This is a genomic window from Methylobacter sp. S3L5C (assembly GCF_022788635.1).
Classification (GTDB): domain Bacteria; phylum Pseudomonadota; class Gammaproteobacteria; order Methylococcales; family Methylomonadaceae; genus Methylobacter_C.
The window spans coordinates 1,312,417-1,332,568 of the sequence record NZ_CP076024.1 but is presented as its reverse complement, the minus strand read 5'-3'; the positions used below and the strand labels follow the sequence as shown (position 1 = coordinate 1,332,568).

19 protein-coding genes and 3 riboswitches are annotated in these 20,152 nt (G+C 44.1%); of the genes, 11 read left to right on the top strand and 8 right to left on the bottom strand.

Annotated elements, in window-relative coordinates; all coding sequences use genetic code 11:
* Window positions 1-78: 78 nt before the first annotated feature.
* Together KKZ03_RS06135 and KKZ03_RS06130 are read right to left on the bottom strand one after the other, a co-directional pair.
* The gene (locus tag KKZ03_RS06135) at window positions 79-573 is read right to left on the bottom strand and encodes a carboxymuconolactone decarboxylase family protein (RefSeq protein WP_243220639.1); all 495 of its coding nucleotides are present in this window, start codon (window positions 571-573) and stop codon (window positions 79-81) included.
* A 61-nt stretch (window positions 574-634) separates the two neighbouring features.
* On the bottom strand, window positions 635-1,024 hold the full coding sequence (locus tag KKZ03_RS06130) for a hypothetical protein (protein WP_243220638.1): 390 nt from the start codon (window positions 1,022-1,024) through the stop codon (window positions 635-637).
* A 537-nt stretch (window positions 1,025-1,561) separates the two neighbouring features.
* Here KKZ03_RS06130 and KKZ03_RS06125 point away from each other — a divergent pair.
* Window positions 1,562-2,083 (top strand): MarR family winged helix-turn-helix transcriptional regulator, encoded by a 522-nt coding sequence (locus KKZ03_RS06125; RefSeq protein WP_243220637.1) that lies wholly within the window; start codon window positions 1,562-1,564, stop codon window positions 2,081-2,083.
* 59 nt (window positions 2,084-2,142) lie between these two features.
* On the opposite strand, the gene KKZ03_RS06120 is transcribed toward KKZ03_RS06125, so the two are convergent.
* Both KKZ03_RS06120 and KKZ03_RS06115 read right to left on the bottom strand, forming a co-directional pair.
* Window positions 2,143-3,819 (bottom strand): AarF/ABC1/UbiB kinase family protein, encoded by a 1,677-nt coding sequence (locus tag KKZ03_RS06120; RefSeq protein ID WP_243220636.1) that lies wholly within the window; start codon window positions 3,817-3,819, stop codon window positions 2,143-2,145.
* A gap of 15 nt (window positions 3,820-3,834) precedes the next feature.
* Window positions 3,835-4,467 (bottom strand): DUF6781 family protein, encoded by a 633-nt coding sequence (locus tag KKZ03_RS06115; protein ID WP_243220635.1) that lies wholly within the window; start codon window positions 4,465-4,467, stop codon window positions 3,835-3,837.
* A gap of 430 nt (window positions 4,468-4,897) precedes the next feature.
* Between KKZ03_RS06115 and rsxB the strand changes: the two genes are divergently transcribed.
* The 4 genes from rsxB to KKZ03_RS06095 all read left to right on the top strand — a co-directional run bounded on the left by rsxB (window position 4,898) and on the right by KKZ03_RS06095 (window position 9,128).
* On the top strand, window positions 4,898-5,539 hold the full coding sequence (rsxB, locus tag KKZ03_RS06110; RefSeq protein ID WP_371744887.1) for an electron transport complex subunit RsxB: 642 nt from the start codon (window positions 4,898-4,900) through the stop codon (window positions 5,537-5,539).
* A 366-nt stretch (window positions 5,540-5,905) separates the two neighbouring features.
* A riboswitch (cyclic di-GMP riboswitch) is annotated at window positions 5,906-5,980 on the top strand.
* A 31-nt stretch (window positions 5,981-6,011) separates the two neighbouring features.
* Window positions 6,012-6,611: a DUF1566 domain-containing protein gene (locus KKZ03_RS06105; protein WP_243220633.1), complete on the top strand. Its 600-nt coding sequence runs from the start codon at window positions 6,012-6,014 to the stop codon at window positions 6,609-6,611.
* A gap of 506 nt (window positions 6,612-7,117) precedes the next feature.
* Window positions 7,118-7,193, top strand: a riboswitch (cyclic di-GMP riboswitch).
* Between the two features lie 31 nt (window positions 7,194-7,224).
* A complete protein-coding gene (locus tag KKZ03_RS06100; RefSeq protein WP_243220632.1) occupies window positions 7,225-7,968 on the top strand; it encodes a DUF1566 domain-containing protein in 744 nt (247 codons plus the stop codon).
* A gap of 351 nt (window positions 7,969-8,319) precedes the next feature.
* Window positions 8,320-8,395, top strand: a riboswitch (cyclic di-GMP riboswitch).
* Between the two features lie 31 nt (window positions 8,396-8,426).
* Window positions 8,427-9,128 carry a DUF1566 domain-containing protein gene (locus KKZ03_RS06095; RefSeq protein ID WP_243220631.1) on the top strand — a complete coding sequence of 234 codons (702 nt, stop codon included), beginning with the start codon at window positions 8,427-8,429 and terminating at the stop codon, window positions 9,126-9,128.
* Window positions 9,129-9,358: 230 nt separating this feature from the next.
* On the opposite strand, the gene KKZ03_RS06090 is transcribed toward KKZ03_RS06095, so the two are convergent.
* From KKZ03_RS06090 to KKZ03_RS06075, 4 genes are all read right to left on the bottom strand, one after another.
* Window positions 9,359-11,263 carry a transketolase C-terminal domain-containing protein gene (locus KKZ03_RS06090; RefSeq protein WP_243220630.1) on the bottom strand — a complete coding sequence of 635 codons (1,905 nt, stop codon included), beginning with the start codon at window positions 11,261-11,263 and terminating at the stop codon, window positions 9,359-9,361.
* A 600-nt stretch (window positions 11,264-11,863) separates the two neighbouring features.
* Window positions 11,864-12,370: a VPLPA-CTERM sorting domain-containing protein gene (locus KKZ03_RS06085; protein WP_243220629.1), complete on the bottom strand. Its 507-nt coding sequence runs from the start codon at window positions 12,368-12,370 to the stop codon at window positions 11,864-11,866.
* Window positions 12,371-12,630: 260 nt separating this feature from the next.
* The gene (locus KKZ03_RS06080; RefSeq protein ID WP_243220628.1) at window positions 12,631-13,164 is read right to left on the bottom strand and encodes a hypothetical protein; all 534 of its coding nucleotides are present in this window, start codon (window positions 13,162-13,164) and stop codon (window positions 12,631-12,633) included.
* 96 nt (window positions 13,165-13,260) lie between these two features.
* Entirely contained in the window at window positions 13,261-14,052 is a 792-nt protein-coding gene (locus KKZ03_RS06075; RefSeq protein WP_243220627.1) for a transposase, read from the bottom strand.
* A gap of 387 nt (window positions 14,053-14,439) precedes the next feature.
* Here KKZ03_RS06075 and KKZ03_RS06070 point away from each other — a divergent pair, with 387 nt between their 5' ends.
* From KKZ03_RS06070 to KKZ03_RS06045, 6 genes are all read left to right on the top strand, one after another.
* Window positions 14,440-14,580, top strand: coding sequence for a hypothetical protein (locus tag KKZ03_RS06070; protein WP_243220626.1), 141 nt, complete (start codon window positions 14,440-14,442; stop codon window positions 14,578-14,580).
* Between the two features lie 668 nt (window positions 14,581-15,248).
* Window positions 15,249-16,616 carry a V-type ATP synthase subunit B gene (locus KKZ03_RS06065; RefSeq protein ID WP_243220625.1) on the top strand — a complete coding sequence of 456 codons (1,368 nt, stop codon included), beginning with the start codon at window positions 15,249-15,251 and terminating at the stop codon, window positions 16,614-16,616.
* Window positions 16,617-16,622: 6 nt separating this feature from the next.
* A complete protein-coding gene (locus tag KKZ03_RS06060) occupies window positions 16,623-17,252 on the top strand; it encodes a V-type ATP synthase subunit D (protein WP_243220624.1) in 630 nt (209 codons plus the stop codon).
* Window positions 17,249-19,033 carry a V-type ATP synthase subunit I gene (locus KKZ03_RS06055; protein ID WP_243220623.1) on the top strand — a complete coding sequence of 595 codons (1,785 nt, stop codon included), beginning with the start codon at window positions 17,249-17,251 and terminating at the stop codon, window positions 19,031-19,033. The genes KKZ03_RS06060 and KKZ03_RS06055 overlap by 4 nt, the downstream gene beginning before the upstream one ends.
* Window positions 19,021-19,467: an ATP synthase subunit C gene (locus KKZ03_RS06050; protein ID WP_243220622.1), complete on the top strand. Its 447-nt coding sequence runs from the start codon at window positions 19,021-19,023 to the stop codon at window positions 19,465-19,467. Before KKZ03_RS06055 ends, KKZ03_RS06050 begins: the two co-directional genes overlap by 13 nt.
* A 19-nt stretch (window positions 19,468-19,486) precedes the next feature.
* Window positions 19,487-20,152, top strand: coding sequence for a hypothetical protein (locus tag KKZ03_RS06045; RefSeq protein ID WP_243220621.1), 666 nt, complete (start codon window positions 19,487-19,489; stop codon window positions 20,150-20,152).

Genomic DNA, 20,152 nt, shown 5'->3' with positions numbered 1-20,152 from the left:
CGATATGAATTAAGGCTGCCAACCAAGCCAGTAAAGATACACGCCAAGTCAGGAGCTTTAGCTTACGAGCAACAGTAATCAGGCATTATTCATTAAAAAATTACGCGTACCTACTGTATGCGTGCCTATGCCTTTGGCAAAACGGTTCATACAATTGGCGATGGCGCATAAACATACCGACTCAAGAAAAGCCTGTTCGTCCCAACCGGCATCGAATACGGTTTGTGCGTCTTCAGCGGTTATGTCTCCCGGATTAAGCGTTAATTTTTTTACAAAGCGCAGAATAGGCTTTAGTTGCTCATCAACCCTGGCGTTATCCATATCGGTTTGCAACTGCTTAATCAGCACTGCCTGATTGCCTGAGGTTTTTCCTTGATGGCCGTTGTCACCGAAATAGCAGTTATTCAGTGCCGAGGAATAAGTCATGATCAAGTCACGACTGTCTTTATTGAGCGGTGAAAAACTTCTGCCCATATCTTCCAATAATTTAAACAGCAAAATACCCCGACGAGGGTATTTCGATAATACACCGGCTAACGAGTTTAGGTCCGGGCTTGAGGGAAGATACGACATGTCTTTCTCCTGTTGTTATCGTTTGCGGGTGACACGCCTGTGGGCTTGTCACCCTTTGATTTTAATGATTTGAGGCGTAGAGGTCTTGAATGGTTTTATAGCGTTTTACCGCATCTGCCAATGATTCTTTAGCCGCTTCCATATCGTTATTCAGAAGCGCAGTACGGGCTTTTTTTAATACTGTGCTGGCTTGATTACGCTTCAGATCTAATATGTTGTTGGAAATATCTTTTTGTAATTGGCGGGCATCGGTCACCATATCAATCAGCTTTTCGTTGTCAGTGCCATTGGCCAGCCCCGTATTTGCTTCTTCTACTTTAGCAAGGGTATTGTCGATAGCCGATTTAACGTCTTCATGCGATACTTTCTCTACGGCAGCAGCAGTAAATGACATTGTGACTATTGATATAGTCATAACAGAAGAAAGCAGGATTTTTTTGAATGTGTTCATGGGATAAGCCTCACAGGTTAATAAATAAAGTATTTCTACCTAACGATTAACAGGCGCTTTGGGTTAAGAAAGAGTTAAGTTAATTGCTAAGGTGGGTAAATACTAGCACAACAAGTTCTTATTAGTACTTTATATTTGTCCTAGTGCAGACTATATTTTTTTGTGCGCTTTATTTTCTGGTTACTTTTTTAATTTATTATCATAATATTTGCCTTTGATTATCAATATATTATATAGATTATGGCCTGTTTTTATCGTACGCTTGCCTCGTTTTTTAATTAGTGCGATTGTCGCCGATGTTATCGGCAAGACTTGCCGGAAAACCCATCAAACGGTATTAATGGCCGATTCAATGAACCGATAACCGACTTATCTTGTGCATAAAATAGCTGACATCGGTCCGATAGACAGGGGAAATTGGCGCGTTTTAACTATTTAAATAGACCTACTTTTAGTCAAATTATCGTAAAATATTGAGACTACTCGTGATTAGGGCTATTATATAGTTCTAATTAGAACCATATAGGCTTAAATACTATGACTTCTCCCTCAACTTTTCCAACGGTGCTTCGTGAGTTATTACGGACACATCAGACTTTTTTAGCCTATGCGGCAAGTCATGTGCATACGTTGGATCTGACACTGCCACAATTCGATATTATCATCACCTTAGGCAATACTACCGGTATGACTTTTAAAAAATTAGGCGAGGAAACCTTAATTACTAAAGGTACCTTAACCGGTGTCATCAGTCGCTTGGAGGATAAGGGACTGGTGCAAAGGCTTGCTTCGGAAACCGACGGTCGCAGTCAGATTGTTCGATTGACTATGGCAGGAGAAGCCGTATATGAAAGTACTTTTAACGAACACCTGGACTTCATTGACCAGATATTTAATGATTATTCCCCAGAGGAAGTGGTGACTCTTGAAGCTGCTTTAACCCGCTTGCACAAAGCTGTTACTACCGCCCGTTGCAATGGCAGTGGAGAATTAGCTAATGGCATTACTGGCTGGTGCGCCAAAGTTCAGGATGTTTGTAAACATGGCGTAGTTGAATAAGTCAGTTTTTAGCCCTTCCAAGGCATGACTGGCTTATAGGGTTTTCAGGTTGGTGATAATTAGTGGCCGCTTTTCCAAATGGAAAGCAGTAGCCAAATACCGCCTATCGTGGCGAAAGAGTAGCCTAAAAAACCAAATGCAGGCAAGCCGAATAATTCCGGTCCGCCTTTTACCGTCATGATAATGGACGAGCCAATAATAAGTGCCGCTGTGACTATACCCATAGTCAACCGGCTGATGGCATTATCAATGTTGTTAACGTAGTGATCAAGGCGCTTGACGGTAATGTCGATCTGAATGGCACCTTTTCTGGAAGCCCGCAGCAATTTACGCAGGTCTTTTGGTAAGCTGGTCAAAAGATCGGCGACGCTAAGCAGGTTACGCCATCCCCGTTTGGCAATAGCCTCGGGTTTGTAGCGCTCCAGCATAATTTTTTGGATATAGGGTGCAGCAAAAACCAGGGTATTAAAATCCGGATTAAGATGTCTCCCAAGACCATCCAAGGTAATGTAAGCTTTGATCAACAAGGCAAGATCGGCAGGCAACATTAATTTGTGATCTCTTAATAACGCCATCAGATCACCCATCATTGCAGTCAGGCTTAAATCTTTTAGCGAGAGCGAACTGTATTGATCAACAAAGGCCTCTATGTCAACGGTAAGCACTTGCTCATCGGTATAAATATTGTCTGACCAGTCTTCAAGTATCTCGGCGACTTGTATCGGCAGATGATTAATCATGCCATACAACAAGCTGACAACTTGCTCCCTGCGTTCTTCCGTTAAACGGCCAACCATACCGAAGTCTATAAATGCCAGTTTATTGCCCGCCAGATAAAAGACATTTCCGGGATGCGGATCGGCATGAAAAAAACCGTCTTCCATAATCATCTTAATAACGGCTTTAGTTCCGCGATCAGCCAGCAGTTTTCTATCCAGTCCGGCTTTTTCAACGGCGGTAAGATCACGTCCTTGAATGCCTTCAATATACTCTTGTACGTTGAGTCTTTCCCCCGTCCATTGCCAATAGACATTAGGAATTATGATATCGGGATCATCGGCTAAATTGGCGGCTACCCGTTCTGCATTTCTACACTCACCGGCAAGATCGAGTTCACGGCGTAATGATTGGTTAAACTGACGAAGGATTTCTTTCGGATGAAAGCGACGAAATTCGGGGGATTCAGATTCGGCAATATCAACAATACGCTGTAAAAGTCGTAAATCAGCTTCAATAATTTTACGCAAGCCGGGCCTGCGAATTTTTAAAATAACCGCTGTTCCATCCTTGAGTACGGCTTTATGAACCTGTGCAATGGAAGCGGCTGCCAGCGGTTGTCTTTCGACTGCCGAAAAAAATTCATCAATACTGCCACCAAGATCATCTTCAAGCTGGGAAAGTAGCTCTTCAAAAGGCACAGGAGGTGCCTGATCCTGCAGCTTTTCAAATTCGGCAATATATTGGGGAGGAAATAAATCAACACGCGTCGCCAGGATTTGCCCTAATTTAATAAAGGTAGGCCCCAAATCTTCCAGTACGCGCCGCATTCGTTGTGGCGTATCAAGTTTTGCATAATCTTCCACTTGCTGCCAATGCAGTATCTTGCCTGCACGCTCCAGGACTTTGCCTACACCTAAGCTACGAACAAAGCCGCCAAAGCCGTAGCGAATTAAAACTGAGGCAATAGCATGAACCCGACCCAGATCCCTGGCGGCATTTAACATTTCCCACAACATGTTATGCTGCAACCTTTATTTTTTGGAATGCGCTGCTTGTAAACTTTCAGCGATGCCCAATAAAATACCGCTGCCTATCTGTGCCAAGGTCGATACTGTGGCAACCGTACTGGACACCAGCACGGTTTTACTTAGTTGCGTGACGCCTTTCAGCGCTTCCAGAGCAATTAAGGTTTGTTTGCCAACAGCGGTTCCGCTTTGCGCAGTATGGGTAATAAAGTCATTAACAATATCAGCAATAACCTGATTACTGCCTTTGGCTACTTTTGCCAAGGTATCGAGAAATGAACCTTCCATCGCTTGTAAATCTTTTATGGCATCATTAAGGTCATGTTGAGAATATTCAGTAACTCGCGATGCTGCTTCTTCAATAGCCAGTTTTGACGCCTCCGCAGCAATTGCCAACGCATCATCCAATGCCGTGGCCGCCTGCTTAAAGACCTCTTTGGCCTGCTCACCCTGAGTGCTTATACCTTCATTAATACCTTTGCCGACTGCTTCAGTGACACTATTGATATTATCCATATCCAGTTGCCTTGATGTCAGTGCCGTTAAGGTAATCGCCTTAACTTGTTGATGCACGTTGGTCCCCGAATTAACGGCTGTCCGGACGGCATCTTTAACCTGTTGTTGATTTATTTTAGTCATAATAGTTTTCCCTGTTAATTTTAAAAAAAGAAAGTCCACTAACTCTAACGGCTTAACAATAGCACCGATCAGCATTGCAGGCATCATCTTATTAAACTCAACATAGCCACAGATAAGTGTCGGTTTTTTCCCGGTTTCATTACGCTCTTTAAGGAACAATTATCCAATGATTAAAAAACCTGCCGAAAGCGCCACCGATTTTATTTTATTGACAGGGTAACGGCTGGGTATTTTTGGCTACCCATTTAAAACGGGACAATTTAAGGTTAAATCGTTCGCTGAGCGGAGTCGAAGCGAGTTGTCCGCTTCGACTCTGCTCAGCGAACGATCCTTTTGATGATTTATCATTAAGGACGATTAAGCCTTTTTGCTTGTCTCGTTTAAAGTGGATAGCCGTCTTTTGAACAACAATGAATTTATTTAAAACTTCATTGCAAATAAATGCAACAATATCCGGTTATTTATACCAGCAATATTCAAGGGTAAAGTCCATACTGTGATTGATCAAATAAATGCCATTCTGCCGCAGACCCAATGCAGACAATGCGGTTTTCAAGGCTGTCGTCCTTATGCTGAAGCCATTGCATCGGGGGTTGCAGACATTAATCAATGTCCGCCGGGTGGTAACGAGGGTGTTATCGAATTAGCGCTTTTGTTAGGCGTTAGTCCCAAGCCGCTTAATCCGCAATTTGGCCAACATAAACCTAAAAGTGTGGCATTTATTATTGAGAAAGACTGTATCGGTTGCGTTAAATGTATTGCTGCTTGCCCTGTTGACGCTATTTTAGGCGCGGCAAAATTTATGCATACCGTTATCGCTTCAGAATGCACCGGTTGTGAGCTGTGTGTAGCGCCTTGTCCGGTAGATTGTATTATTATGGTGCCACTGCCTGTCGATAAAGAACAATCCCTAAGTCACGAGCAGAAATACGCACGTACTCAATTGGCAAAGCGCCGTTATGATGCGCACTGTCTGCGTAAAGAAAAAGAACAGGCGGAAAAACTGGAACGTGCGAAGCAAAAAAGAGCGCAATTGGTAAAAATGCAATTACAAAGTTCGCAGCAACAGTAATACACTGTTTCTGCATAAGATACAGTAACCGAAAAACCGCATTACCGCTGATACACAAGAGGTAACAGGCGTAATCCCGTTACCCCGCATTCTGCCTTACTAACCCCGCTTAATAGCGTCACCAAAATACCCGCCAGTCACCAACGACGCGCTTCATTCTTTACAGCATGCCCACCACTTTAAGTATATGTAAAAATGTTTGTTACATTTGGTTACAATTCAAAGCTGGACGCACTATTTTTATCTGTTATTCTATATTTACGGTTTTGAAACAGCAAAAAATTTAAGTACTTATAATCAGGTCAGCTTCCCTGCTTAAAAAAATTGTATGCTCGTGTCCCACTTAGTTAAGTGCGCATGATTTACGGATAAAAAAGCAAAACTTATTGCAAGATAAAGACGGAAAGCCACGGAGCCTTAATGGCCAGTCAGGCTGCATTACATTTAATGATGATTTTCTATAGGTAATAATATGCAACATAAAAAAACACGTTTGGCACTGGCCTTGATTATTGGCGTCGTAGCAACAACGGGTACTGCCCATGCATCGCTTTTTGCTCGTGGTACGGATTTGGTTTATGACGATGTCAACAATATAACTTGGGTAGCCGATGCCAATCTGGCAAAAACCAGTGGCTACGATCGCAATGGTAAAATGGAGTGGTCAACAGCTGTAGCCTGGGCCAACGGTCTGGATTATGCCGGTTACACGGATTGGGTACTGCCTACCATTAACCAATTTACCAATCAGCTAGGCCCTGTTTTGAGTAAGATAGGAAGGGGTAATGGTGATAAGGATCATAGCGGCGATAAGGATGATAGCAAGTATGATTTATTCACTAACGTCAAGAACGACAAGTACTGGTCGAGCGAGGATGCCGGTAAAGATAAAACGAGGGCCTTCGATATCAAGGGTGGCAAGCAGAGCGACGAAAAGTATAATAAGGATCTCTACGCATGGGCTGTTCGCTCGGGCGATGTTGCCACTGTGCCATTACCCGGTGCGGTCTGGCTATTCTTGACTGGCATGATTGGTGTAATGGGCTTAAATCGTCGTAAAAACACTGCTTAATTCGGTGCTTGACTGACTGGCTCCTTGGCTCCCAAGTGCTCTGGCTCCCAAGCTCCAGCTTGGGAGCCAGAGCCGAAGATAGATTAAAAGTAGTGGGTCTTAGCGATAGCCTGATGCGCTAAAAGATCAAAGCCCAACATTCGCGCAAGACGCTTTGCTATTAACGCCCTACATATTACTCCAACCGTGTTGACAAACCGCATTACCGCTGATGTAAGAGGTAATGGGCGCAATTTTTTTATCCCGCATCCTGCCTGATTAACCCCACTCAATAGCGTCACCAAAATACCCTGCCAGTCATGAGCGATGCATTTCATATCTCAGTATAGTTTATGGCTTTAGTGTATTTAAAATAATTATTTAATTCTTTCATAATTTTGTCACAATTTAGCACTGGACATTATATTTTTATCGATTATTATTTGTTTGTGATTTGTAAACATGCCAATGCTTGCTTAATGAAATTGCACGCTCGTGTCTCACTTATCCAAGTGCGCATGATTTATGGATAAAAAAGCCAAACTTATTGCAAGATAAGGACGGAAAGCCACGAAGCCTTTAGAGGCCAGCCGGGTTGCGTTAAATTAAATAGTTGTTTTTTTTAGGTAACAACATGCGACATAAAAAAATAAGGCTGGCATTGGTTTTACTGGCCAGTAGCATAGTAACAAGTACAGCCCAAGCCTCCTTAGAGGCACGTACCGGCGGTATGGTGTATGACAAAATCAATAAAATCACTTGGGCTGCGGATGCCAATCTGTTTAAAACCCAAGCGGCAGCTGATTCGAATCTGGTTAATGAGATTATCGTAAATAACAATGGGGTTATTAATGATGCGTCGGCAGTTAACGGCAGTCACACACTGACCGCCGCTGACTTTAATACCTCCACCGGTAAAATGACCTGGTTTGGCGCACAAGCCTGGGTTAACAATTTAACACTGGGTGGCTTTACTGACTGGAGACTACCCATCATTACCGAGGGAGCTTCTGGTGGAAACCCGCCCGTCAGCGAAATGGTAGCTTTGTTTGCCAATGGACCGAGTGGTGGAGCAGGTGCCGGTAATGGCGCAGGTGCTGGTACAGGTATGACCAATAATGGCAGTTATAATATATTCACTAACGTCCAAAGCTCTGAGTACTGGTTGGGTAGTGAATATGCGAGCAGTCCAGGCGAAGCGTGGCTCTTCCTTACCACAAATGGCACTATGTCCTACATCGGTAAGCTAAACCAGAACTTCGCATGGGCTGTTCGATCTGGCGATGTTGCCGCTGTGCCATTACCCGGCGCAGTCTGGTTATTCGGTAGTGCTTTGGTAGGCTTAATCGGTTTAAAGCGTCGTAAAAACATCGTTTAATTCGATGTATCTTTGTCGGGTTACGGCTAGCGCCTAACCCGATTTACAACGCCCTACAAATTACACCTTCCCACGTTGTTCAGTTTATCCAGCTTAATTCCAGCCAATAGTACTATCAAAACACACTGCAGGTCACGAATCACGCTTTAGCATGGTTCATTGCTTTAGTATATTTAGATTGCTTGTTACATTTTGTTACAATTCAAAGCTTGACTCGCTATTTTTATCTGTTATCTTCAGCCTGTAGTTTAAAAATTACATAAATACTATAGGTATTTATGGTCAAGCAAAGTTACCTGCTTAATAAAATTGTATGCTCGTGTCTCACTTATTTAGGTGTGCATGATTTATGGATGAACAAGCCAAACTTATTGCAAGATAAGGACGGAAAGCCACGGAGCCGTTACAGGTCAGCCGGGTTACGTTAAATGTAATGATAATTTTTCGTAGGTAGTAATATGCAACATAAAAAAAACGGCTTGGTATTGGCTTTGCTGGTCAGTACAGCAGCAACCGGGACTGCCCAAGCAGCGTTAGTGGCACGTACCGGCGGTATGGTCTATGACGATGTCAACAAAATCACCTGGGCAGCTGATGCCAATTTGTTTAAAACCCAGGCGGCAGGTAATACCAATCTGGTTAGTCAAATAATACATAATATCATGAGTATCGGCACCCATACCCTCACCAACAATGACTTTAATGCCAATACAGGCAAAATGACTTGGTGGGGTGCACAAGCTTGGGTTAACAACTTGACGCTGGGTGGCTTTACTGATTGGAGCTTACCTGGAACACCAGTAGTCGCTTATGGGGGTAACCTTACCAGTAGCCAAATGGGTGATTTGTATTACAATCAATTAGGCGGTAAAGATTATAAAGACATTGCAACGACCAATAATGGCAACTATAGTTTGTTCACTAACGTCAATAGAGCTTCATATTGGTCGGGTACTGAGTACACGGGTTATGTAAACTACGCGTGGAAATTCGATATTGGCATTGGCGAGCAGTATCACAATCCTATGTCTGAAATGTTTTACGGATTAGCTGTTCGCGCGGGCGATGTTGCCGCTGTACCATTACCCGGTGCAATTTGGCTATTTTTGACCGGCATAATCGGCGTAATGGGTTTAAAACGTCGTAAAAACATCAGTTAATTTTCATGGGCATTGGCTTTTGCTTGTTAGTCTTACTTCTCCAATAAGGCTACGACCCGTTGTATCGCACTCCATTTACCATAAACCTGGCTTTACCGGTTTCCAAACTCCAACCGGTAATTTTTGGCAATAAAAAAAGCCCTTATCGTAAGATAAGGGCTTTTTATTTTTCGCTCCGCTCTATTTTAGATGAATAATGCGGAGTCAGGCATTGGTAATGCCTGGTTAAATTAAAGCTTTAACAGTTCTTTGGTCTTGGCAATGATACCGGCTGGATCAATACCTTGATGCGGAAATTGTTCCCACAGACCGCCACAACCTTCTTTATAAGTGGCAAGATGTGCGTATTTTGGAGTCAGGCCACGTTCCAGCAACCATGAACCAAAACGACTACCCAAACCAGACTTACGGTTGAAAGATTCAACAACCAAGACCATTGGTGAATTACCAATTTTGGCCATCATGTCTTCATCGATAACATTCAGGGTGGCTTTGTTGATCAAACCAACATCAATACCTTCCAGTTTCAGACGTTCTACAGCATCCAATGCCCGATACAATGACTCACCAAAGCTGACAATGTAACCATGCGTTCCTTCACGAATCACTTCATCTTTGCCGGAGACAAATTTATAGTCACCACCAAAGTAGTCTTCGCCGTCAGTATTTAAAATAGTCGGTACTTTTGAACGGGTTGAGAAAACAAAACGCAGGCCGGGATTAAAGAAAATAGTTTCCAGACAAGCTTTCATTTGCAGCGGATCAGCCGGAAAGTAAAGGTTGGTCGGATAACCGTCACTCAAGCCATTGTCGGCGAACATATTGTTCAGACCAAAATGGCAAGTATTGTCGGCCATGTCGTCGATACCGGCATGAGAGAAATGACTCAGTACGTTGGAGTTGTTCAAACGTGCCATGGTGATTTCAGACAGCAGCATTTCCAGGAACGCACTAAACGTACCAAAAATACCTTGTTTGCCTGCTTCCATGCCAAAACCTGCCGCCGCAGAAAAGTTACCGCGTTCCATGATACCGGAAGAGATAAAGGTTTCCGGGAAAGCTGCATGGATTTTGAACAAACCACAAGAACCTTCAAGATCGCTGTCGACAACGCGAATTTTTTCAATACGATCGGCTTCGCTCAGGCGACCCATAATTTCAACGGCAGCATCACCGAAAACGTTACGGTTGGCATCCCAACGATCGCTGGAACCCAAGAATACGGCATCATTTTTAGGTGCCTTGATTTCTTTAAGGTGATCGGCAGCCGCTTGTTGACCGCGAGATTCTAAATATTCAACGGCTACTTTTACAGAAATAACGTCATGGCCATGGGTTGAACCTTCCAGCCCGACAATACCGGGGCACATTGGGCGATGATTGATAACAGCAACCGGGCCATCCGTGTTGACGGCGATACAGATACGTTTATACAAATCATCCAGATCTTCGCCGTCGCCTTCCAATACGGTGACGCCTTGGCCTGCCAAGGTTTTAGCCGTTGTACAACCCGGTAAATAATGTGATGGATGACCGGCGATGGTGACGTTGTTATCATCGATAATCAACTTGACGTTCAGTTGTTGTGCTACGGCCAGACGTGCCGCTTCGGCGTCGTTACCTTCTTGTTGTGAGCCGTCAGAGCCCAAACAAAATAGGGTTTTGGTTGGATTGGCAATCGCTACACCATTAACGTAAGGCCACATGTGTCCCAAACGTCCGGAGCTAAATTTTACGCCAGGCGTAAAGCCCAGTTCAGGATGGCCCGGTAAATGAGAGTGAGCCGCACGGTATTCCATCAGGCGTTCAGCAGGGAGATCGCCATTTAGTGTGGACATCAGATATTGAGTCGCTACACGGTGTCCGGCTTCATCAAAAAAGATCGGTACGAAGGCTTCTTCTGAACCGCGAAACAAGGCGTCCATAATCATGACTTCAGGCACAGTATCGTATGGGCCGCCGGTATGACCGCCGACGCCTCTTGCAGCACCGGTAGCAGTAAAGAAAACAATGGCATCGCGACAAAGCTGAATGTTGGCTTTAAGACTGTCTCTTTGCTCGGTAGTCAGTGTGTCAATACTTGGATCAAGGCTAATGCGCTGATAGGCGCCAAGATCAATTGGAAATTTAGACATGGTTTTATTTCTCGTGGTTAAGGATTATTTAAAGTTTACAGTTTTATCAATTTAAACAAATATACCATAAAAATGCGACTTGCTTACCTATCCTCCCGGATCATTTCTCAAGTTATATTCATTAATGCTTTTAATGTGCCGGGGGCTTTTTATTTTTATTGATAACGTCCACTATCAATCCATTATATAGGATTACTCTCTCACTTTCTTGGCAAGGGCCTAACTGATAATGTATTTAAGTATAGATAGAAATTTTTTTATTATTTATTTTACGTTATCGCGGTGCAGGGTACACCTTGTTATTCGCAGTCTGCAAGACATTTTAACGAAGATGGGCAGAGTTAAGGTTTATGGCTGGAAAATAAGCCGAAAAATTGGCTGACGCGCTTTCAAAACTGGCCAATTTGAAAAATCAGGCAGGTTAATTTTGTGCATGTTAACAGCGTTAAGTTGTTACTGATAAGCCAATAGCTGCATTAAATTAATATTGATTTCATAAAAGAGAGGTTTTCAATAATTTTAAATAAATGCCAGCCATAAAAAAGGGCCTTTAAAAGGCCCTTTAATGTAAGTAGTAAATCTATGGTATTTGTTTAATCATTAAGCGTTTTTACGTTTACCGAATGATACCAAGCCAATCAATGCTGAACCCATTAACCATACTGCTGCTGGAACAGGTACGGCACTAATGGCACTAACTTCAATAGAACCACCGAAACTACTTTTATTGCCAGTACCGCTGATTATCAGTTTGTGGTCACCGGAAGCCAAACTTGACACTTCGCCAAACAAAAAGTTGAATTTAGTATTAGCAGTTAAAGCAATATTGTACAAACTATTACTAAAAGCGTTACCATCCAATGTCGCGGTAAAATCAGTGATGCCGACTTTAGTTTTACTAAAAGTGTTGGTAGCTGTCAGGCCAAAAAGGTAATCACCACCGACAAGGTTAAAAACAAATTCCTCAGAAAAAGCCCCCGTTAAATTACTGGCGCCAAAGTCCGTTCCTTCATTGATAGTATCCAAAGTACCCAAGTTGGTAGAAGCCATACTGGCCATGGATGCAGTCAGTAATCCGGCAGCAACGATTAATTTTAAAATCGACATAAAAAAGTCCTGTATAAAAAAGATAAAATAGTAGGGTTAAGTATAATTTGCTATATATATGGAGCTGAGTATTCCGTATTTTCTTAACGATAAAATGTCTATGCTTCAAACTAATAGTACCTTGTAAGAAGATATGACTTACTTGTAAGCATAGTACTTATAGTGTAGTTTACTAATCCAAATTAATAGGGGAACTTGCAAAAACCGTTAAAGCGAGCGGAATTAGTAGCCAGAACAGCCAAAAAAGAAAAACAACCGGCTCAAACGATAGAATAGAAGTTTAAAAAAATCAACTTTATCAATGGCATGAGCAAGTTACGAGATACATTATCACAATACTTCGGGCAGTTTTCGCGGCGATAGTTACAGAGGGCTGCAAAGCCTTGGCTAGATTTTATGGCAGTAAAGTCGATCCCTAAGTGGCAAGAAAACCTTTCCAATAAATGGGCATTGAATTTACGAGTCTTCCAACTGGCGATGGAAATGACGTTGCGGCCTGCACCTTCCACCTTCCACCTTCCACCTTCCACCTTCCACCTTCCACCTTCCACGGCCTGTTGCCGGTCTTCCAGACACAGAAAATTCAGTGCGGCCAGTGAAGCATTGAAATGGAAGCCCAACTTTGCTTCCGAAGTCGTTTGGCAATCGCATAGTCCAGTGTATTGCTTGGCATCGCGGAACACGAATTCAATCTGAAATCTTGCCTTGTAATAGCGCAGAATGTCCATGGCGGCACAGTCAATGTCGGTGCAGAGTAATAATGCCGTATAGGTTTTGCCTTTTTCTTCCCGCACGATATAGACAATCCGCAGATTACGTTTGAACGTCAGCGCATTGACGACAGCGGTATAGACGCGCTGGCCATCGATTTCTCCTGCCAGATCAAAGCGTCACAAATCATCGAAACAACCCTTGCCTGCGTAATTGCGCAGTCGACCTTTGGCTTTTTGTTCACCGATATATAGCCAGCGCAGATCGGCATCATGCCGTAACTTACTGGCCACGTACAGGCCATGTTCCACCACGCCATTAATAAACTTGGTCTTCGCGTAAAAGCTGTCCGCGACCAGATAACGGATTTTCCCTAACAGTCCCTTGGTCTCGCGTTTGACATGATCAAGGTAGCTATCTACCCGGGTGATCCGGGTTTCTTTGGGCGTTTTCTCGGCTTTGCTCTTCGGTGTCTTCTCGACATCTTGAGCCACCTTGGTTTCGCTATTTACGGTCGACTCTTTGACGACTTCAGGTACCTTCGGTGCTTTGGGCAAAGCGGGCGTTTGATAAGCCGACAGTGTATAGGCTGTGTTGTGTGTTACATCCACCAAGGCCAGCAGTGAAATTTCCAGTCCGCGTTCAGCCTGTCCCTGTGAACCGTTCCAAAACCAGTCCAGGCCGTAACTATTGCGCCCGCTTTTGGGTAAAAAGCTGGCATCAATTGCTGCTACCCATTCACCCTTATCCGTTAAATCTTTCAAGCTCAGCAAATTGAAGGTAACAAAATCGAACGAGCGACGAAACCATCTCGAAAAGGTTTTTTCATTCAGAGCACTATAACGGCCAAGGTTTCGGAAATTCAACCGTCCCGGCAGATACGTCAGGGTTGTTAGCAAGATGAACATAAACTTACGTTGCGGTTTTACTACACTGGACATTTGCTGCAGAATGGGTTCTATTAAGTACATGGAAGCCTTTGGCGTGTTGGGCTGTTATCGTCGTTGACTACATACCACGATGGAGGCTTCCAGACTATTTTTAATCAATTCAAAACTGTCCGAAGTATCACCATGAATAAAGATCATTTAACAGCCCTGCTTTGATGAAGTAAGGTTTCAACTGATTTTTTCAATTTGGAGTTATTTATGAATACCCTCGTTAAACTCGCAACCATTTTATTCATATTCGCATTCGAATGCGGAATCTGCTAACGAATCAAAGTTCGCCATCCTAGCCAATCTCGATACCGGACAGGGCAATGTCACTGTTACCAACCAAGGTCGAATCATCATGATGAATGCATCAGTTTTATCTGCCGAAATACACGGTGGTCGAGTATAAAAAATAAAGTGCTGGTGCCGTTTCCTAATAAAGAATTGGCAGATGCCGATTCCATGTCAAAGCTGAAACTTGATTCCGTACTGGGCAACCGCAGTGATGCCAATGGCATCGTCTGGATGCTGGATAATGGCATGCGTAGCGGTGTAACCCCTTAAGTTAATAGGCTGGAACACCAAATCCTACAGCTTCATCAGGTCATTTAGTTGCCGATGCCAGTAGCGCCCAAGGACGCTTTTGTTAACGATTTTGCCGTCGATAGTCGGCACAAGCATATTTTCATCAGCGACCCTGCAGGCGGGACAAATGCCGCACTGATAATCGTCATTAAATACGGGGACGACGAGACGCTCGCTTGAGGAGCATAGCAACGTCCTTCCTGAGCAGGTCAATCGACTGCATCAATTGTAGGTGCAATTTTGAAATGTTCCGCATCGGCTGACTCAGTTTTTCTCAATATTGTCACTTTACCAATGACCGGTATCGAAAGGCTTAAATCCATATTCGTATGCCGGGTTTAGGTCGTGAGCTGGCGGTCAATTCCAACTAAAAATCAACACACTTTCTGAGGGGCTTGACCCTACTCCCTATTTTTCAAAAAAAGAATCCGTTATTTGGGCATTTTATTTATTAGCAACTACCGAAGATATCAACCTGTTAACCGAAATGGTTTATATTGGTATATAAAAATATACCGTGTGTTCGTGACCTTAAGCTGGTCAATATTATTCTTGTAAGTGATCGTGTAATGATGATAACTTTATGCAAAACAGATAATAATTTAACTGGAATCTTTGTTCTTGCCATGAAAAAAGTGAGCTAATTAATGTCTATTATTAAAAATTTGATACTTCACACACGCCTGCTGGAAATAGTCGGTGATATCATTCGTGTACGGGCACAAGACGTTGCTTTTGGCGATCTGGCCGTGATTGAAAACATTGATGGTGAAAGGTCTCTGGCCAAAGTTGTGGATCTTGACCGCGACATAGTCAGCCTGCAAGTATTTGCCGGTGGTAAAGGACTTTCTACCGATGCCAAAGTAAATTTCCTCGGTCGTCCACTTGATGTTATCTATTCGGATAATATTCTCGGCAGAATATTCAGGGGCTCCGGCGACCCTATTGACGGTGGCCCGGAGCTACCGACCGATCCACGCATTCCAGTGGGTGGCCCTACGGTTAACCCGGTTATGCGTGTCATGCCATCGCGGATGATCGAAACCAAAGTGCCCATGATCGATTTATTCAACTGCCTCGTGGAAAGCCAAAAAATACCTATCTTTTCAGTTGCCGGCGAACCCTTTAACGAACTACTCGCTCGTATCGGTTTTCAGGCTAATGCTGATGTCGTGGTATTTGGCGGCATGGGTTTGATTTTTGATGACTATCATTTTTTTCGTACTGCTTTTGAAAATCATGGTGTTTTTCATCGTACCGTGATGTTCGTCAATCAGGCATCTGATCCCTTGGTTGAACGCTTACTGGTTCCTGATATGGCTTTAGCCGTAGCAGAAAAAATGGCTGTTGAGGGTAAAAAGAAGGTGCTGGTATTACTGACCGATATGACCGCCTACGCTGATGCCATGAAAGAACTGGGAGTTGCCCAGGAACGCATCCCGGCGGTGCGTGGGTACATGGGAGATCTCTATACCCAACTTGCCTCGCGCTATGAGAAAGCCTGTGATTTTAAGGGCGCAGGTTCGGTGACAATACTCAGCGTAACCACCATGCCCGGTGATGATGTAACACATCCGGTGCCTGATAATACCGGTTACATTACCGAGGGGCAGTTCTATCTGCATAATGGGGTTATAGATCCGTTCGGCTCGCTATCAAGACTAAAACAGCATGTCGTTGGTAAAGCGACGCGCGAGGATCACGGCCAAATTATGAATACCATGATACGACTTTATTCAGGTGCGGTGGAAGCACAAAAAAAACAGACCATGGCTTTTGATCTGTCAGCTTTCGACGACAAGTTGCTCAAGTTTGGTGGCTTGTTTCGCGACCGGTTTATGGATACACGCGTTTCACTTCCCGTTATCGAAGCACTGGATCTTTGCTGGTTAACACTATCTGAATGTTTTGAGCCAAAGGAACTGCTAATGAAACAAAACCTGATTGATAAATACTACCCAAAACCTGCTTCGGTGGTGTCTGAAGAAAAAGACACCGCATATAAAGTTGCGTAAATCACCATGGCCAAGCTTAAACTTAGCAAGCACGAGCTACATGAGCAGCAAGAACAGCTAAAGCTGTACCAAAAGCTATTGCCCTCGTTGGATTTAAAACGTCGACAGTTGATGCTGGAAGTACAAAAAGCGCAGGATGATTATAGCGCTGCCCAAGCTGCGGTAGATGATTTGGAAACCCGAATCGGCGAAGAGCTGCCGATGCTGGCCGATGAAGAATTTCGTCTTGAGGGGCTGGTACAATTAAAAAGCTATAAAGTTATTGAACAGAATATCGTCGGTGTAAAACTGCCTTTTCTGGATAGTATCGACTGTATCGTTGCCGACTATTCACGACTTGCCACGCCACCGTGGGTTGATAATCTTGTGCAACGATTGAAAGATGCAGCAGAACAGCGGATACGTGCCGAAATTGCCGGACAACGGCTAAGCATTTTGTCTCTTGCCGTTCGACGAATCAAGCAAAGAGTCAATCTGTTCGATAAAATACTGATCCCTACCGCCAAGCAAAATATTCAAAAAATACGTATTTTTCTTGGCGATGCAGAACGAGCCAGCGTGATTACTTCCAAGCTTGCCAAGAAAAAACAGCAACAAAGACGGGATGCCGAAGCAGCGTTAGAGGAAGCCTTATGAGTATTGTTAATATGCATAAAGTCACTTTTATTGGTATGAGTACCGACCAAAGCCGTTTATTAACTGATCTTCAAAGTATGGGTTGTGTGCAGATTATTCCCTTGGTATCCGGGCGCGAAGCATTGGCTAATACAGCACCTATCGCAGGGGCACGCGAAGCACTGAAATTTCTGCAAACTCATCCACGACGCAGACGGCAGGTTCTGGATATACAACGCTTCGATGCCGTTGATGTTCAGCAACGAACGCTGGAAGTGAGAAATCGCTTAAATGACTTAACGGATGAGCGTGACTTTTTAATCAAGCGTATCCAGGACATGCGTCCCTGGGGAGACTTTGTCTTGCCTTCGCTGGAAGATATGGGCAACCTTAGACTGTGGTTTTACGTATTACCCAATAAAGAGTTGTCGAAAATCAAGGCATCTGCGCTTATTTGGGAAATTATCCGACGCGATAACCAGTTTTGCTATGTTATCGTCATCAACGAAGAAGAACCTGTCGATATACCGGCTCCCCGCGTTCATCTGGGCTACAAATCACGCCATCAACTGGAAGCCCGACTTGATGACGTAGAACTGGCTATTGAAGACGCTCAGGCAGAACGGGCTTATTTAACCCGCTGGCATGATTTGTTCAGTCAAAATATTAATCATCTTGAAGATCTTGCTGTTTGTCAGAACGCATTGGCGCAGATCTATAGTAACGATTCAACTTTTGCCTTACAGGCCTGGACGCCTACTGAAGGCTTATCAGCACTGGAAGATTATTCAAAACAACAGAATTTTTACTTTGTCTCGGAAGTATCCCAACCGGAAGATAACCCGCCAACACTGATGCGCAATTCGTCATGGCTGAGTGCTGGAGAAGACCTGGTAACCTTTTATATGACTCCGGGTTATCGAACTTGGGATCCCTCAGCCATCACTTTCGTTTCCTTTGTCATTTTTTTTGCAATGATCCTCGCTGATGCCGGTTACGCAGCTATCATGGGGCTATTTTTAATGTTCAGGTGGACAAAAATGGGGCGCTCCTCGTCAGGTCGCCGTTTTCGTCCTTTACTGGTGTCGGTGGTCACAGCTTCCCTGGTTTTTGGCGCACTGGTTGGCAGTTATTTCGGCGTTACCCCTGACGATACATCCTTGCCTGGAAAGCTTCATATTCTTCAAATGACCGACACTAATCGAATGATGATGATTTCTGTGGTAATCGGTGTTTTTCATATTGTGCTTGCCAATGTAATGAATGCTTACCGTTACGAGCATTGGCAAGAGCGGATGTCTTCAGTCGGATGGATCAGCATGATATGCGGAGGGTTTACACTGGCCATTAGCAATTTACTGTCACAGACTACCCTGCAAAATGTTGGTATTGCCTTGATGGCAATGGGTGGCCTGTTAATCGTGTGTTTTACCGCTCCCAGAGAAAAACCTCTTAACCGTTTTGTTCAGGGTATGTTAGGACTGACCAAGCTATCGGGAGCGTTAGGCGATGTCTTGAGTTATCTCCGGCTGTTCGCCCTGGGTCTTGGATCAGCATCACTGGCTATAGAATTTAACCGTATGGCGGTAGGAGTCTATGAAGGATACCCGGGAGTTGGCTTGTTCTTCGCCTTGTTGATACTGATTCTGGGACACGGGGTTAACCTGTTTCTTGGCATTGCCAGTGGTGTCATTCACGGACTGAGGTTAAACGTTATTGAATTTTTCAATTGGGGACTCAAAGAAGAGGGAAACCTGTATAAACCATTTAAACAATCGGAGGATAATTTATGGAACCGTTAATTTTGGCACTGGGTTGGGTAGGGTTATATGCCCCTTTGGCACTAGGTGCAGTAGGTAGTATGATGGGTTGCGCTCGTGCCGGCAGCGCGGCATGTGGAGCTTTACTGGAAGTCGAAGGCGGCTATGGACGCTATATTGGTATAGCAGCAATGCCCTCCTCGCAAACTATTTACGGGATCGTCGTTACCATGGCCTTGCGCCGTGAATTGACGATCGAAAATTCTCCGGGTATTTTTGGTTTGGGTATCCTGGCGGGATTTGCGATGTTATTTGGCGCTATCGCTCAGGGTGATACCTGTGCGGCATCAATCAATGTATCAAAAAGCAAGCTGGAAATTTTCGGTATCTCTCTGGCACCGGCAGCTTTAGTTGAGGGTTTCTCGGTCTTCGCTTTTGTCTTCGCTCTCGTGCTGGCTGCGGGAATCCCCAAATAACCTGAACGAGACTAATGACATGACAGAACAAGAAAAAAACAAATCCGGCGCCGGCGTTCAGAACCTCGTTGACCGTATCCGTGACCAAGGCGTACTGGCCGCAACTGAAAAAGCGAATAAAATTTTACGGGATGCAGAAGTAAAGTCTGCAAAAATGCTGGCAGATGCCAAACTGGAAGTTGATCGAATGCGTGAAAGTTCACGCATTGAAATAGAGTCCAACAATGTCGCGGCTTTGGAAGCACTTAAGCTTTCGGCCCGCGACTCGATGCTGCAACTTAAGGCCAAAGTATCATCCGAATTTGAAGTATTCGTACAACGATTGGTAACATCGGCTACCCACGACGAGCAATTTATTAAAGCGATTGTGCTGGTATTGGCAAGCCATGTCGAAAAAGAATTGATCGGTGACAAGGAAATCCAGATTCTCATCTCCGAGTCGATACTCACGGGACTCCCGAACGAAAAACTCGGTGAACGCGCCAAGCAAACAATTCTTACGCTATCCAGCGAGATGTTGCGTGAAGGAGTTGAGCTTATCCCGTCCAGCGACATCGAAGGTGGCGCATATGTACGCCTGGTTAAGGAAAAACTGGAAATTGATCTGTCCGACAAAGCCATTTCCAGACTACTCTACCAGCGCATGATCCCGCGTTTTCAGGCGATACTTGAAGGTAGCGAATAA